We start from the raw sequence: 14616 nt of genomic DNA, 5'->3' as shown, positions 1-14616 counted from the left end.
TCCATGGACTGGTCCGCACTCAAAACCTGGCCGAATGCAAACTTGTCGCGCCGCACATCCGGCCCGGTGCACCGCTGGCATGTGCAAGAAGCCGGGAAGGGCCAAACCCTGCTCTTGCTACATGGGGCAGGTGGGTCGACACACAATTTTCGCGACATGATCGAGCCCCTGTCGAAAGCCTACCACGTGGTTGCAATCGACCTGCCGGGGCAGGGCTTCACTCAGTTGGGCGCGCGGCACCGCTGCGGCCTGGATCCGATGGCGCAGGACATCACTGCGTTATGTGTGCAGGAAGAGTGGGAACCACGGATCATCGTTGGCCATTCCGCAGGTGGCGCAATCGCTTTGCGCATGGCCATGCCTGACCTGTCCCCGCGGGGACAACAGCCCTTGGTGATTGGAATCAACGCGGCTTTGGGCGAGTTTCCGGGGCTGGCTGGCTTCATATTTCCGCTGATGGCGAAAGCACTCGCAGCGGTTCCGTTCACCGCGCGCCTATTCTCCGGCGCATCAGCCAATCCGGCCCGCATCAAGGCTCTGATCAATGCGACAGGCTCTGAATTGGACCAAGTGGGGCTCGATCTGTACCGCCGCCTCGTTGCAGACAGAAACCACGTCGATGCGACTTTGTTGATGATGGCACAGTGGAAACTGCAACCGCTGTTAGATGCGTTGAAGGGTTATGACGGGCCCGTCCGATTTATTGTCGGTGAGAAAGACGCGACGGTTCCGCCAACGGTATCACTTGGCATTGCCCAATCGCTATCGGATGCCACTGTGACCAACCTGCCCGACCTTGGGCACCTTGCTCATGAAGAACGGCCCGACCAGATAGCAAACTTGATCCTGGACATGGCGAAACAGCAAGGCTTGTGAAGGCCGCTACAGCATGTCTCCGGGCCAATCACAGGCCCAGTTGGTCCAGCATCGCGCGCACTGCAGCCTCAAGCTTGCGCGCATCAACGGCGCCGAAATCCTGATCCATCCGCAACTCGACCTTGCCCTTGGCGCCTGTCACTTTTACCGGACCGGTCTTGCGGTTCAGTTTGAGTGTGGTTTTGGAGGATGCAAGCGGGCGCACCACTTCGCCATCCGGTTTGAATTCCAGAACTTGATTGAGAATGCCCAACTCTGCCTCGGCAGATTGCGGATCGTGAGCATCCAGTACGGTATCAAGTTGCTGGCGCAGGCGCGGCATCTCTTCCAGTGCTTTGATCAGGCGCAGCCCCAGGGCACGGGGGATCGCTTCTGGGAACTTCAGTTTATGCCCTATTAAGCTCATTAGAGCCGCAAAATGCCCGATATAGTTCCGCTTTTGCCGCCCGGCAGAGGCATAGAGCGTCGCAATCGCTTCGCTTAAATCGATTTCCATCTGACGTGCGTAGGCAGCAGCCAACTGACCCATTTCGGCAAAAGAAATATCGCGGCGCACAAGGTTCTCGTCGATCATCCGTCGGTACAGCCGATCGAGCGCCTCGCCCTTGGCCACAAGACCCGCCGGGATGGCGGCAAAACGCGCCTCGCCGGTCTCGTCATAAAGAGCCTTGAACGCCTTGAGACGGCGAAAGCCCTGAATGAGTTCATAGCCGACGCCCGTGTCCTCGACCTGAATCGGGTTCGACAGACCAATCTCACGGATCGAGGTTTTAAGTTCAGCAAATTCCGGATCGTCCGCCGCGCCACGGTCGCGCACCAGTTTCGAAATCCGCACCTCGTCGATGGGAACGCGCGCGACGATGCCGCCGTCGCGCTTGAGTGATACATATTCATGGGCGAGGCGGTCATTCTCTGCCCGGATCGCGGCTTCGGCACTCTGGCGCTCGCTCATCGCAGCGGCGTTTTCCGAGATTGCCGATGCCATCGGCCCACGCCGCGTGGGCTCCGCTTCAGGCGGTGCGCTTTCAGCCGGTGGGCTGGTCGTTTCGGGTTCAAAATCAATGTCAAACACGCGCCGTTTGCTCATGCCTCATCCTCCAATTGGTCCCAGGCTGTGCCAAGGTTTATCTTGAATTCATCATAGGCACGGTCGAACGACGCCCGGGCCCGACGCCACGTCTCGCGGGTCATATCGCGGTAGTCCATTTCGTAGATGCTGGACAAGAAACGCCCCGATTGTTCGACCGCGCGGGTCATCTCGATCGGGTGTTCGCAAACCCGATCACCAAACACTTTTTGGAACGCACCCTGCATCGCGCGGTGCAGATCGTTGCCCGGCTCGTAACGTGTGAGCAAAAAACGCAGGTCGAGAAAGCTCTTGGGCAGGCCCATTGTCCCCGCAGGGACTAGGCCGTTGAAGCGGGCCAGATCCTCAAGCGCCTCGGACAGTTGCCCGATGAAAGAAGTTGTGGAATCGTATTCCCAATAGCCGGGGCCGGACGGGATATAGAGCACGTCAGCCGCAAAGACCGCGTTCATGGACTGATAACCGATCGCCGGGGGGCAGTCGAAAATGATGAGGTCGTAATTGTCTGGCGAAAGTTGGTCGAGGAAGCGGGACACCGCCGCAAAGAATGACCATTCCGGATTGATATGGCGGTACTGCGCCGAGGCGAATTCGACAAAGGCGGCGTTGGCGCAACTGGGCACCAGATCGATGGTGGGCCAGTTTGTCGGCTTGATGAAGTCGGAAGCGCGCAGCGCGCTGAGCCCCATATCGGTGATCGCGGCGGGTAGTTTGCGCTGGGGCAGGGCGGTGCCGGATTCGGCCCCGGTAATCGCAGAATTCTGACGGTCCGTTTCCTGGCCCAGATCGCGCGCCATGATGCCCCAAACGGTGTATTCCTCCGCCACGTCAGACAGCCCCATCGAGTGGGAAAGCGTGGCCTGCGGGTCAAAGTCGACGCAGAGCACGCGATACCCATCAAGTGCGGCGGCGTGGGCAAAGTGAAGCGCGGTAGTGGATTTACCTGCGCCACCCTTGAAGTTCGCAATGGCGGCCCGGATGGCACGTTTGTTCGGCGGGCGGTACGGCATCAGCGACTTGCGATTGACCTTGATCCGGCGGCGCATCTCGTTGATTTCGCCCAGCGTGTACCAACGTTGCCGACCGTCTTCTTCGACGATGCCCTGTGGCAGGGTTGGGTCGGCGGCGAGGCGCCCGCGCAGCGTCGATTGATTGGCCTTGAAGATCAGCTCGGCCACCTCCCAGGAAGAAAAGCGGCGCAGCGTCTTTTCGCTTTGCGGCGAGTAGGTTTGTTGCCGGATAAATCCCTGCATCTTGAGCGATTGAGCCTGCAGGCGTGCGAGGTCGGTATGTGTAAACATGTCTGGCCTGTATTGCGCGTCCCCGTGGGGACAGTCCTTGGATGCCCAACGTATGGACGCTAATTCTGCTCTGATTTCCATTTACGCCTGTTTTGCAAAAAATGCAAAAGGGGAATAACGTGTTTCGAAACATCGCCGTGGGCGTCCAGGGCGTTGGCTGGTTGTTGATTCTTATGCGATTGCCGTTTGAACGAAATTCTTGAAGACCGCGCGATATATTGGGGACAGAAGTTATTGCAGCGCCACCAATAGGGTGACAGACGCTGCCAAATAGGGGACACTCAGGATGTCCCCCAATACCAATTAACCTGAATTTTTCAATTTAGATTAGGTGCATCCGTGTTGATCTGAACATCCACACTTGACAGAATCGCAGATGTGGACGCAAATCAGGACGAGATGCGGAAAAGCGGCGAGAACCGTGGGGTAACCCGACCGCTGGCAGGTGAAACCGGACGACGATCCGGGCGTTACAGCAAAATGAGGGCAGTCATGCAAACGCTAAGGCCGGTCGGCCAACGCGCTTCTGCGCGCAAATATGACATCATTACAGCTTTGGGCGCGTACGCGCTTGCGCAAGGCAAACACGATCAACGGCGCGTGTTGCGGCTGATCACGTTGATCACGGCGCGCTACAATTGGGCGCGCGACGAGTTGATGGTGGGTCAACGCGAAATTGCGCGGCTGTGGTCGGTTGATGAACGCACGGTAAAGCGCGAGATGGCCCAATGGCGCGCCCGCGGTTGGCTGGTGGTCAAACGCCAAGGCGCGCGGGGCAGGGTGGCCAAGCATGGCCTCGATCTGGACAGGATGTTGCGGGACACATCAGATCAATGGCCCGCAGTCGGGCCTGATTTTGAATTGCGCATGGGGCACGATGAAGAGCCCAAGGTGGTACCAATGCCGATCAAAGGACACGTGGAGGCCCCGGATGTGTCCTCAGGGACGGAATGGGCCCTTGCACGCGCGATGTTGCACACGGATGATCCCGGCCTCTATGCAAGCTGGATCGCCGGTCTGGTCCGTGTTGAGCGGGCAGGGGGGCATTTGACACTGCGCGCGCCGTCCCGCTTTCATGGGGCTTATGTCCAGACTCATTTGGAAAAGCGGATACTGGCGGCATGTCGTGACGTGGACAGTGATGTCACGGAAGTGCGGATTATCATGTGAGCAGGCGCGTGAACTGCTCTGCGGACAAGGCGACAGGTCCTACAAGGTCATTCGTAACTGGAAATGATGCGCGCGGCTGTTCCGTCGGCAACCAGGCTTTCAATTGCAGTCTTGTAGATTTCGGCCAACTCGTCCGGAAAGCCAAGACCCGCCACAACGTAAACCGGAACGGCATAAATCGGATCACCCGCCTGCAAGGGTGGTTCCAGCCCTAAACCGTTCCATACGCCTGTTGCTGCCTTGGAGGACTGCGCCCACGCATCAATTCGACCGGCATGAAGCATCCGCGCCGATGACAAGGGGTTGGCGATTTCGACGAGGTTTTCAAATCCCAGCCCCGAAAGCAATTGATAGGCGGAAGCGCTGATTTCGACGCCGATGCTGCCCAATTGCCTCCCTTCCTCGATCGTGTTGACCGGTGCACCCACCGTCAAAAAGTGCAATTCAGTGGCATCGTAAGCTGCAATCCAACGATACAGTGGTTCGCGCGTTTTATTGCGATAGAGGACCGGCATCATACAGGTCGCATCCGTTGCCAACACATGAAGCGTGCGCTTGAACGGCATTATTTCAAAGCGGATCGTGCGTCCCGCCCGCGCAGCCGCCGCGCGCATGATATCGATTGAAATTCCAGCGTTGGTGGGCGTGTTGCCTATGATGTAGGGCGGATAATGGGCGGCTACGACGCAATCGGTGTCGTCATTCTGCTGCGCCTTGGCAGGTTGCGATAGTGCGGCGAAGATCGCGAGGGCTGCAGTTGCAGCAAGGACGATACGACGCAGGTTTACGTGGATCTGCAAGGCGTGTGTCATAACTTGAGGCTTTCCGAATCGTTCATCGCAAGGACAGGATACGCGAGGAGTGGCAGTGCAGAGTAAAGACTTTGTAAAGACTGGCACTGATCCAGCAACAGGGTGCGCAAGAAAAAACCGCCACCGGAAGGATCCGGAGGCGGTCTTGTCAAAGCTGTATTTGCGGTCGAGGGATCAGTTTGTTTCCGCTGGAGACAGGGACGCGAGGTAGGCGTAGAGGTTGATCGCGTCTTCTTCCTTGCGCACCTTGAAGGTCATCTTGCTGCGGCCCTTGTCGCCGGTCACTTCGCGCAAATATGCGGTTGGATCCTGTACATAGGCGACAAACACTTCTTCGGTCACAACGACGTCTTCCATGCTTGAGGCCAGCTGGTTGATGTCGGAATAGCGAAACCCTTCGACGGTTCCGAACTGGTTGCCAATGATGCCGTAAAGGTTTGGCCCGGTCTTGGCATTCTTCCCGGCAAGGACATCACCGTCTTCGTTTGCGACGATGTGGCAGGAAATGCACTGGCGGAACGCCTTTTCACCGGCTTCTGCGTCACCGGATGCGGCGTGGCCATCGGCGAAGGCGGGCAGGGCGAGCGTTGTCGCAGCCAGGAGTGTCAGAGTACGGAACATGTATGTCTCCTTTACTTGTGTTCTTGCACATGAACGTAGCGATCTGCGGATCAAGTCAACAGTAACTTTGATTTGATCCCCGGATCGGCACGAATTGTGATGGCCTCAGGGTCACGCCACTGCGTGGCTGATGGCACATTGTTTCCACAGATCCTTGAGCGCAAAGACCAGATGTTCGATGTCCTCGACGCTGTGCAGCGGCGACGGGGTAAAGCGCAACCGTTCCGTGCCCTTGGGCACAGTGGGGTAGTTGATGGGCTGCACATAGATGCCGTAACGCTGCATGAGGTAGTCCGACAGCATCCGGCATTTGACCGGGTCCTTGATCATCACCGGGATGATGTGTGATGGATTGTCGAGATGCGGGATGCCCTCTTGATCGAGGCGCTTGCGCAGGTACGCGACCCGTTCACGTTGCAGGATGCGTTCCTGATCGGACTGCTTGAGGTGCTGGATAGAGGTGCGTGCCGCCGCCGCCACAGCGGGGGGCAGGGCGGTGGTAAAGATGAACCCGGAGGAGAACGAGCGAATGAAGTCGCACATCGCCTCAGAGCCCGTGATATAGCCGCCTACAACGCCGTAAGCCTTGCCAAGGGTGCCCTCGATCAGGGTGATCCGGTCAGCGAGGCCCTCACGCTCGGAAATGCCGCCACCACGGGGGCCGTAAAGGCCAACGGCGTGTACTTCGTCCAGATAGGTCATCGCGCCGTGTTTCTCGGCCACTTCGACAATCTCTTTCATCGGGCAGATGTCGCCATCCATGGAATAGACGGATTCAAATGCCACGATCTTGGGGGCATTGGCGGGCAGGGCCGATAGTTTGCGATCGAGGTCCTCGGGGTCGTTGTGACGCCAGATGACCTTGTTGGCGCGGGAATGGCGGATCCCTTCGATCATGGAAGCGTGGTTCAGCTCGTCCGACAGGATCACTGCATCGGGCAGACGCGCGCCCAGCGTGCTGAGGGCAGCCCAGTTCGACACATAGCCAGAGGTGAACAGTAGCGCCTGTTCCTTGCCGTGCAGGTCGGCCAGTTCGGCCTCCAGCAGCTTGTGGGCGTGGTTGGTGCCGCTGATGTTGCGCGTGCCGCCTGCACCCGCACCGTAAAGGTCCACCGCGTCTTTCATCGCTCTGGTGACGCTTTCGTGCTGGCCCATGCCCAGATAGTCATTCGAACACCAGACCGTCACCTCGTCAGGGGTATCGTCGTCATGGCACTTGGCCTTTGGAAACGCCCCGGCCTTGCGCTCCAGTTCGGCAAAGATGCGGTAATTGCCTTCCTCTTTCAGCGCGTCGATCTGAGATTGGAACAATACATCAAAGTCCATGATGTCCCCCTTGGTTTGCTTGTTGTTTTGGTGTGGGTTTGGGCGCGGGCAGCATCCAACGCCAGAGCCGTTCGTCAGGGATCGGCAGAACCATCACCCAATGTTCGATGGCCGCAAGGACCGTGAGGGCCGTCAGCAGGGCAAAGCCTGTGACATGGCCCGCGCTGTCCGCCGCATAAAGCCGTTCAATCCAGCAGGCGGCGGCAAATGTCAGGGCCGTGACCGAGACCGGGAAGAACCAGTTGAGGCTGCAGATGCGGAAGTGGCTGGCCAGATGCGACAGGGCCTCAGGCAGAAAATCGATGTTGATATGAGGCACGCCAAAGAACAGGTTCAGCTTGGCCGACACACGGGCAAAAAACAGCACCGCGAACGTGTAAAAGGCAAACGGGTTGGGGGCCTGCCAAAGCGCAAGGCCCAGGGCAACCAGCGTCGCACCCAAAAGCATCTCGTGATACGCCAATGTACCCCAGGCCCGGATGAACCGTTCCCACTCGGCCACATGGACGGGCAGGGGGGTTGTGTTGGGTCCGGCGATGATCCCGGTCAGAAATGCCATTTCGATCCAGCCCCACAGGGCAAGGGCCGAAAGGAAGGCGACGTAGATGCCGAAAATGTCGGTCTGCGGGGCAGACCACCAGACGCCATAGGTGCCGAGTGCGACAAGCGGCAGAGCAGCCAGCGTGGTGTTGCGCCGCGCGCGAGGGCCAGCGCGATCGGCATATTTCACCGCCATCAGGATTGTTCCGGTGGAAAACCACCAGATGAACAACGCGATAAGGGCAGCGATCCAGGGGGTCATGCGGCCCCTCCGGAGATCGGACATCGATGCGATGTCCGCCAGCTTTCTAACGCAGAAAGCGCCACCGCCCATTTGGAACGACGCGTTGGAAACCCAGTGGGTTTCCATGGATTTTCCGCATCGGAAAATGGATATGTGAGCGCCTGGCTCAATATGCCGGTTCCAGGCGCACAGAGGCGGGTACCGTGTGTTTTTTCGCCGGAATCGTGATCAGGGACACAAATGCCGCAACCGCGCGCGCTTGCGCGCCGAGCTTCTTCAACCCCTTGGCCTCGGCCATATCGGCATTGGCCTTTTGCATCCGTTCCAACCCGCGCTGCCAGCGCGGATGCTCGATATCGAGCGTAATTGGAAAGATCTGCTTGGTCAGGGTCGAGGTTTTGGTGAACACCTCATGTGCATACCAGTCCGGATCAACCCCAAGTGCCCCATGAAAAGCCGGGCGCTGGTGGTCTCGCACATACATCGTGGAATAGACGGCCGTGAGGAAGAATTTGATCCAGAAGACGTTGAACCCTTGCGTTAGCTTGGGGTCGGTCTTCATCAGAAGGGCAAAGGCCTCGCCATGGCTGAACTCGTCATTGCACCATTCCTCGAACCACTTGAAAATCGGGTGGAACCGGTGCTGTGGGTTCGCTTCAAGATGGCGGAAGATCGTGATGTATCGAGCATAGCCGATCTTTTCGCTGAGATAGGTGGCGTAGTAGATGAACTTGGGGCGGAAGTAGGTGTACTTCTTTTTCTGGGTCAGAAAGCCGAGGTTCACCCGCAGACCCGCTTCGCGCAGGGCGTCGTTGATGAACCCGGCGTGGCGGGCCTCGTCGCGCGCCATCAGCTGGAACAGCTGCGTGATGTCCTTGTTGTTGCCGCGGCGCTTCATCTCTTTGTAAAGGACGCAGCCCGAAAACTCGGCGGTACAGGAACTGATGAGAAAATCGATGAATTCCTTCTTCAGCTCCGGCTCCATCCCGTCCCAATCGACGGTGTCCCAGTCTTCGTTTTTCTTGAAATGCCCTTTGTTCGGGTCGCTTTCCATCTGCGCGATCAGCTTGTCCCAGTCCTCGCGCACCGGGCTGACATCGATGGCGTCCATCTCGTCAAAGTCGGTGGTGTAAAAGCGTGGGGTCAGCAGGGTGTTCTGCATTGCCGTTTCGGTGGCAAATTCCGACGTGAACTGTTTGTCGTTTTCGGCGGCGATCGCCAGGCCCTCTTCGACGGACGTGGCATCAGCGGTATGTTTGACCGGAGCATTCATAGCGTCACCTCTTCGGAGAATGAGAATTCGCACAGTTCCATGACTTCGAAATCGCCGGTGAGGCGTGTCCAGAGCCGTTCCAGAGCGGAGGCGCGAAAGATTATCGCCTCACGGTCTTCGGATACGATTTCACCAAACGGAGCCATGATTTCAGGCCCCTGCACCTTTACCTCGTCACCGGGATAGATCACGGCGCCGTTGTTGAATCGCACATGCGCGTGCAGGCTTTCGAATTTGTGGCTGATTTCAACCGTGCAGGGCGCACGTTCGATATCCTTTGTCAGCAGTCCCATGGTGGCTTCCTCCTTGGGGTCAGGGTTGATCCAGCAACCTGGCGAAGGTGCGGAGATTGTCGGCGCCAAAGCCCATCAGCTCGGCAGACCAATTGGTTTCGGGGTCGTAAATCGACAGACGGTTGCCTGCGCGCAGGCGCAGCAACACAGGGGCAGCGGCGTCTGCCCCGGTCTTCAGGCGTTCACGCGCGATCACCCGTTCGATGCCAGCGACAAAGCCGCCCTTGTCAGACGGAAAGTCGGCCAGAACGGAGCCATTGGCATCCAGCACCCGTGCCGCCCCCGAGGCGTCACCGGACACAAAGATCGCCCGTTCGGTCAGGATGTCCCCCTGCGGCGGCGTGCTCTCCAGCGGCCGGTCCGTCAGCACGGCGATTGTGACCAGCGACATCACAGCCAGCAACAGCGCCAGAACGGCGCGAATGAGAACGCGAGGCACCAGTTCGTCATCACTTGAGCGGATGCGGGGGCTGATATGGGTTTGTGTGTCAGACATCGCCCTCACTCCGCTGCCATCGCATCAAGAGGTACTGTGCGCACGACTTGCGGGATGTTGATACGCGCCTCGGCGGCCTCGGCCAGAATGCCAGCCACGTGTTCGGCATCCGGAATGCAGCGCAGCGCAGGCTCGGGGGCGGCGAAATGCCAGGGGCGTGCATGGGGCCAGATCACGAGATAGCTCAGCTTGGTCTCGCCGTCGGTGTCCAGCGCGATTGTGCCGGTGCCATCGCGGCGCAGATCGAGGGCTGCGTTGCGCACCTCGCGGTAGGGCAGGTTCAGCGTCAGGGTCAGGGCCGCTCCGATGCGCATCGCCACGCGGGACGTGGTGATGGTGTAGACGGTCGAGCGGGCTTGAATGAGCGCGACAATGTAAAGCAACCCGCACACAACCGCGCCCAGCACGATCAGCGGTAAGGTGGCCGCAATGGCCTGCCCGAAGGGCAGCAAATCAACAACCGTAACAAACCGCCACACGGCCAGCAGGCCGAAATAGCACGCAACCCAGTAGAGGTTCAGCGACTCCCGGGCCAGTGCAAAGGTCGAGGGTCTGCCTTGCCACAGGATCTCCTCACCCTCCGGGGGCCGTTCGGGGAGCCCTTTCACCGGCTCGATTTCGAAATCATCATGGGGCATGGCGCACATCCTTATGATGGGTGACGGGGCAGGGCGGGCTGTGGCGCCCACCCCGGTGAGAGGTCTTCAGACCAGGCTTTCCTGGCGTTTTGCGTCTGCATAGAGGGTGCCGCCGCCGTAATAGCCACAGATCTTGTCCTCTTCGAGAACGGTGACCTGCGTGGCACTGGCATGTTGAGGGACGGTGCCGAAGTGCTTGCCATAGAGGCTGCGGACCTTGACCTTGTCCGACCCGATCCGGGCCATGGTGAGCGGCACAAGGCGGCTCCCGGTGCCCCATTTTGGGTCAAGCGTGTATTCCAGATACCGCACCATCTGCTCGGGTTCGTCGATCCACATATCGGTGACGCGGCCCACGACTTCGCCGTCGCCAGACATCACGGGCAACCCGCGCGGGTCACGACCGGCCTTGACCGAAAACGCGTCTTTGGTGGACATCGGGATGATTTTCGGGTGGCCATGGCCATCCAGCTCGGGCCAGTCCTTGCGTGGCGCCCAGGACGCGGGGCCAACACCGTCCAGCATCGGATCGCCCGTGGGCTCCAGCGGATACCCGTTGCCGGGCCCGCCGCGCTTCAAGGCGATCTCATCCCTCTCGGGCGCTTGACCCGATGGCAGGGTCACATCGCCGCGCCCATGGGGTAGTTTGAACGTCTTGTCGCTGGGAATGGGCCACATCGCAGGATTAGAGGATTTTTCACCCTCGTCATCTTCCAGCGGGTACCCCTCGCGCATGTTCTCGCGTTGGATGTAGATGATCAGCCCCGCAAAGAAGATCCAGAACAGCCATATCGCGAGGCTTGCCAGATCGAATTCGCCAAAGAATGTCTCGGTCATGGGTGTGTTCCTTTCCTACGAGAGGTCATGTTGGGAAATCCGCAAGACCCAGGGGCCGTGCAGCATCCGTGTGCGTGAGAGGAGCCGAAGTGCGCACAAGCGGTCCCAGGATGACGAGAGTGACGAAAAGCAGGCCAATCTCAGCGTGATAGACAAATGAATAACCGGTGGCGGCGCTGTTGAGCGCCTCGCCCCAGGCCCCGGAGGCAGCAACGGCTCCAACCCAGTCGCGCAGCGTGCCGCCCAAGGCGATGGCAATCCCGGCAGCCGTGGCTTGCGCAGCACCCCAGGCCCCCAGCGCCAATCCGCGACCGGCCGTGCCGCGCGCAGGCATCGCCATGGCCGCCATCAAGGTTGACACCGCAAACAGCCCGCTGCCGAAGCCGATCAGCACTGCCCCGGCATAAAACAAGACATTGGCTTGCATGGGTGCGGCAAAGATCACGAGGCTGAAGGCCCAGATACCTGACAGAATGCCTGCACCCGCAAGGCGATAGGGGTTCGATCCCGCTGCCAACCGCTTGCCTGCAAGGGCAAAACCCACCAGAGCACCCGTGGCCCACAGGGCAGTCAGCAAAGTGGTCGCCGACACCGACAGTCCCAGAATTTCGCCGCCATATGGCTCGAGCAGCACGTCCTGCATGTTGAAGGCGATGGTGCCCATAAACACGCAAGCCAAAAGCCGCCCGGCTTGTCCGCCGGCGGCGTAATCGGTCCAAGCCTCGCGGAACAGGGGGCGCGGTTCTTCGCGCTGCGCCTTGGTCATGGGCCGCACGCTTTCCTGTTTCCACAGGGCGACAAGGTTCAGCGCAACGCCGACGACGGCTGCGCCCTGCACCACACGGATAAGGCGTAAGTCGCTGTAGTTGCTAAGTAATCCGCCAATAATCAGCGCCGAGATCCCCATGCCCACAAGGAACATGACATAAAGCAGAGCCACCACGCGGGGCCGGGTTTCGTCCGTCGCACGGTCCGAGGCGAGGGCCAGACCCGCCGTCTGTGTCATGTGCAGACCCAGACCGGTCATCAGGAACGCAAGGGCCGCCAACACCTCGCCAGCGAATGGAATTTCGTGATAAACGTCCCCGCCCAACACCAGCAGCGCAAAGGGCATCACGGCCAGCCCGCCGAACTGCCAAAGCGAGCCGAACCAGATGTAAGGCACCCGCTTCCAGCCAATGGCGGATTTGTGCGTGTCCGACCGGAACCCCAACAGCGCACGGAACGGAGCAATCAGTACTGGCAGCGCGATCATGATCGCCACGATCATGGCTGGTACAGACAACTCGACAATCATCACACGGTTAAGCGTGCCCAGCAGCATGACGCTCGCCATGCCCACCGACACCTGAAATAGCGACAGGCGCAGCAATTGCCCCATCGGCAACCCATCCGATGCCGCATCGGCAAAAGGCAGGTAACGCGCCGAAAGGGATTTGAGCGTGCTCATGGGCGCAGCTCCATCGCTTCGGAGATGTAAAAGCCTGAACTGATCCGATCCACGGGCCGCAGCAGGCGGCGCACGCCTTGCGCCCTGGCAGCGGCGGCCAGTTTGGGATGCGCATGCGGGATCATGACCGGTGAGCGGTCAGAGCGAGGAAAAGCCTTGCCCGCGTACCACATTACCATCAGGGCAGGGGTGCGCGGGGCGACCGTGAACACAATGGGCCCACTCACCCGCTTTTCCAGATTGGCGAGCGACGCGCCAATGTCATCGGCGGTGTAGTAAATCAGGCTGTCCATCGCGATCACCGCGTCAAAACTGCCCAGCTTTCGGTCCAGCATGTCGCCCGCGTGAAAAGTAACCTGCGGTTTCAACTCGGGCGGCAGGCGCAATTCGGCGATGTCGATCAGTTGCGGAGAGATATCTGCCGCGACAACCGTTGCACCGCGTTTGGCCAGCTCAATTGTCGCCACACCGGGGCCACAGCCCGCATCCAGTATCCGCGCACCGCGCAGGTCGTCAGGCAGGCGGGACAGCATGAGGTCGCGCATCCGCTCTCGGCCCGCGCGCACAGTCTCGCGAATGCGGCTGACAGGCGCATCCGAAGTCAAACGCTCCCAGGTCTTGGTGGCGGAACGATCGAAATAGTCCTCCACCCGCGCCCGGGTCTTGTCATAGCCCTTGCCGTCGCCCCGTATTTCACGGGCCGTCAGATCTGGGGTATGCCGGGCAGTCTCCATCAATCGAACCCTAACAACTCAAAGATGTCGCGATCTTCCATTGGCATCGGGGCAACGCCTTCGGTGCCATCGTAAAGCAGCTTGGCAAGTCGCATGTATTCCGCGCGGCACTGAACGATGTCTTCTTCGTCATCCATTTCGAAGAGCGTCTTTTTCTTGAGGCGCGAGCGGCGGATGGCGTCCACATCCGGCATATGCGCGATGCGGTTGAACCCCACGGTGTCGCAATATCGGTCCACCTCGTTGGTGTCCTTTGACCGGTTCGCCACACAGCCCGCCAGACGGACCTTGTAGTTCTTCGACTTGGCCTGCACCGCAGCGATGATGCGGTTCATTGCATAGATGCTGTCAAAATCGTTGGCAGTCACGATCAATGCGCGGTCTGCATGCTGCAACGGGGCGGCAAAACCGCCGCAGACCACGTCGCCGAGCACGTCAAAGATTACAACGTCGGTCTCTTCCAGAAGATGATGTTGTTTCAGTAACTTGACGGTCTGGCCGACCACATATCCACCACAGCCCGTGCCTGCCGGGGGGCCACCAGCCTCAACGCATTTCACGCCGTTGAACCCTTCGGCCACGAAATCTTCGGGTCGCAGCTCCTCAGGGTGAAAATCAACTTCCTTGAGGATGTCGATCACCGTGGGCTGCAACATGCCAGTCAGGGTAAAAGTGCTATCATGCTTTGGATCGCACCCAATCTGCAACACGCGCTTGCCCAGCATGGAAAAAGCGGCCGACAGGTTCGATGAGGTGGTCGATTTGCCAATCCCGCCCTTGCCATAAACGGAAAAGACCTTGGCCCCTTCAATTTTGGCATCGGCGTCCTGATGCACCTGCACCGATCCTTCGCCATCCTGTCCGCGCAAGGACGGTGGGTTTCTGTCGAGTGGGCTCATGCGAGCCTCCTTTCATAGG

16 protein-coding genes are annotated in these 14616 nt (G+C 59.4%); 2 read left to right on the top strand and 14 right to left on the bottom strand.

Annotation, left to right across the window (positions count from 1 at the left end):
• The first annotated feature begins 3 nt into the window (after positions 1–3).
• Entirely contained in the window at positions 4–876 is an 873-nt protein-coding gene (bchO, locus tag Q1A89_RS22020) for an alpha/beta fold hydrolase BchO (RefSeq protein ID WP_299733663.1), read from the top strand.
• A gap of 28 nt (positions 877–904) precedes the next feature.
• On the opposite strand, the gene Q1A89_RS22015 is transcribed toward bchO, so the two are convergent.
• Both Q1A89_RS22015 and Q1A89_RS22010 read right to left on the bottom strand, forming a co-directional pair.
• Entirely contained in the window at positions 905–1963 is a 1059-nt protein-coding gene (locus Q1A89_RS22015; protein WP_299733661.1) for a ParB/RepB/Spo0J family partition protein, read from the bottom strand.
• A complete protein-coding gene (locus Q1A89_RS22010; RefSeq protein WP_299733659.1) occupies positions 1960–3264 on the bottom strand; it encodes an AAA family ATPase in 1305 nt (434 codons plus the stop codon). Before Q1A89_RS22010 ends, Q1A89_RS22015 begins: the two co-directional genes overlap by 4 nt.
• A 492-nt stretch (positions 3265–3756) precedes the next feature.
• Between Q1A89_RS22010 and Q1A89_RS22005 the strand changes: the two genes are divergently transcribed.
• A complete protein-coding gene (locus Q1A89_RS22005) occupies positions 3757–4434 on the top strand; it encodes a hypothetical protein (protein ID WP_299733657.1) in 678 nt (225 codons plus the stop codon).
• Between the two features lie 47 nt (positions 4435–4481).
• Here Q1A89_RS22005 and Q1A89_RS22000 read toward each other — a convergent pair whose 3' ends face one another.
• The 12 genes from Q1A89_RS22000 to bchL all read right to left on the bottom strand — a co-directional run bounded on the left by Q1A89_RS22000 (position 4482) and on the right by bchL (position 14597).
• On the bottom strand, positions 4482–5246 hold the full coding sequence (locus tag Q1A89_RS22000; protein WP_299733655.1) for a transporter substrate-binding domain-containing protein: 765 nt from the start codon (positions 5244–5246) through the stop codon (positions 4482–4484).
• A gap of 174 nt (positions 5247–5420) precedes the next feature.
• Positions 5421–5867 (bottom strand): c-type cytochrome, encoded by a 447-nt coding sequence (locus Q1A89_RS21995; RefSeq protein ID WP_299733653.1) that lies wholly within the window; start codon positions 5865–5867, stop codon positions 5421–5423.
• 111 nt (positions 5868–5978) lie between these two features.
• Positions 5979–7193, bottom strand: a complete 1215-nt coding sequence (hemA, locus tag Q1A89_RS21990; RefSeq protein ID WP_299733650.1) for a 5-aminolevulinate synthase — start codon at positions 7191–7193, stop codon at positions 5979–5981.
• A complete protein-coding gene (gene puhE / locus Q1A89_RS21985) occupies positions 7183–7995 on the bottom strand; it encodes a putative photosynthetic complex assembly protein PuhE (protein WP_299733648.1) in 813 nt (270 codons plus the stop codon). Before puhE ends, hemA begins: the two co-directional genes overlap by 11 nt.
• 148 nt (positions 7996–8143) lie before the next feature.
• Positions 8144–9250: a magnesium-protoporphyrin IX monomethyl ester (oxidative) cyclase gene (acsF, locus tag Q1A89_RS21980; protein ID WP_299733646.1), complete on the bottom strand. Its 1107-nt coding sequence runs from the start codon at positions 9248–9250 to the stop codon at positions 8144–8146.
• Positions 9247–9543: a hypothetical protein gene (locus Q1A89_RS21975; protein ID WP_299733644.1), complete on the bottom strand. Its 297-nt coding sequence runs from the start codon at positions 9541–9543 to the stop codon at positions 9247–9249. Before Q1A89_RS21975 ends, acsF begins: the two co-directional genes overlap by 4 nt.
• Before the next feature lie 19 nt (positions 9544–9562).
• The gene (gene puhC, locus Q1A89_RS21970) at positions 9563–10039 is read right to left on the bottom strand and encodes a photosynthetic complex assembly protein PuhC (RefSeq protein WP_299733642.1); all 477 of its coding nucleotides are present in this window, start codon (positions 10037–10039) and stop codon (positions 9563–9565) included.
• A gap of 5 nt (positions 10040–10044) precedes the next feature.
• Positions 10045–10677 (bottom strand): photosynthetic complex putative assembly protein PuhB, encoded by a 633-nt coding sequence (puhB, locus tag Q1A89_RS21965; protein ID WP_299733639.1) that lies wholly within the window; start codon positions 10675–10677, stop codon positions 10045–10047.
• A gap of 66 nt (positions 10678–10743) precedes the next feature.
• The gene (gene puhA / locus Q1A89_RS21960) at positions 10744–11514 is read right to left on the bottom strand and encodes a photosynthetic reaction center subunit H (RefSeq protein WP_299733637.1); all 771 of its coding nucleotides are present in this window, start codon (positions 11512–11514) and stop codon (positions 10744–10746) included.
• Between the two features lie 25 nt (positions 11515–11539).
• Positions 11540–12964 (bottom strand): PucC family protein, encoded by a 1425-nt coding sequence (locus Q1A89_RS21955; protein ID WP_299733635.1) that lies wholly within the window; start codon positions 12962–12964, stop codon positions 11540–11542.
• Positions 12961–13698 (bottom strand): magnesium protoporphyrin IX methyltransferase, encoded by a 738-nt coding sequence (gene bchM / locus Q1A89_RS21950; protein WP_299733633.1) that lies wholly within the window; start codon positions 13696–13698, stop codon positions 12961–12963. The genes Q1A89_RS21955 and bchM overlap by 4 nt, the downstream gene beginning before the upstream one ends.
• The gene (bchL, locus tag Q1A89_RS21945) at positions 13698–14597 is read right to left on the bottom strand and encodes a ferredoxin:protochlorophyllide reductase (ATP-dependent) iron-sulfur ATP-binding protein (RefSeq protein ID WP_299733631.1); all 900 of its coding nucleotides are present in this window, start codon (positions 14595–14597) and stop codon (positions 13698–13700) included. Before bchL ends, bchM begins: the two co-directional genes overlap by 1 nt.
• Between the last annotated feature and the right edge of the window lie 19 nt (positions 14598–14616).

The sequence above is a fragment of the uncultured Tateyamaria sp. genome, from assembly GCF_947503045.1.
Classification (GTDB): domain Bacteria; phylum Pseudomonadota; class Alphaproteobacteria; order Rhodobacterales; family Rhodobacteraceae; genus Tateyamaria.
This window is presented reverse-complemented; position numbering and strand designations above follow the sequence as displayed.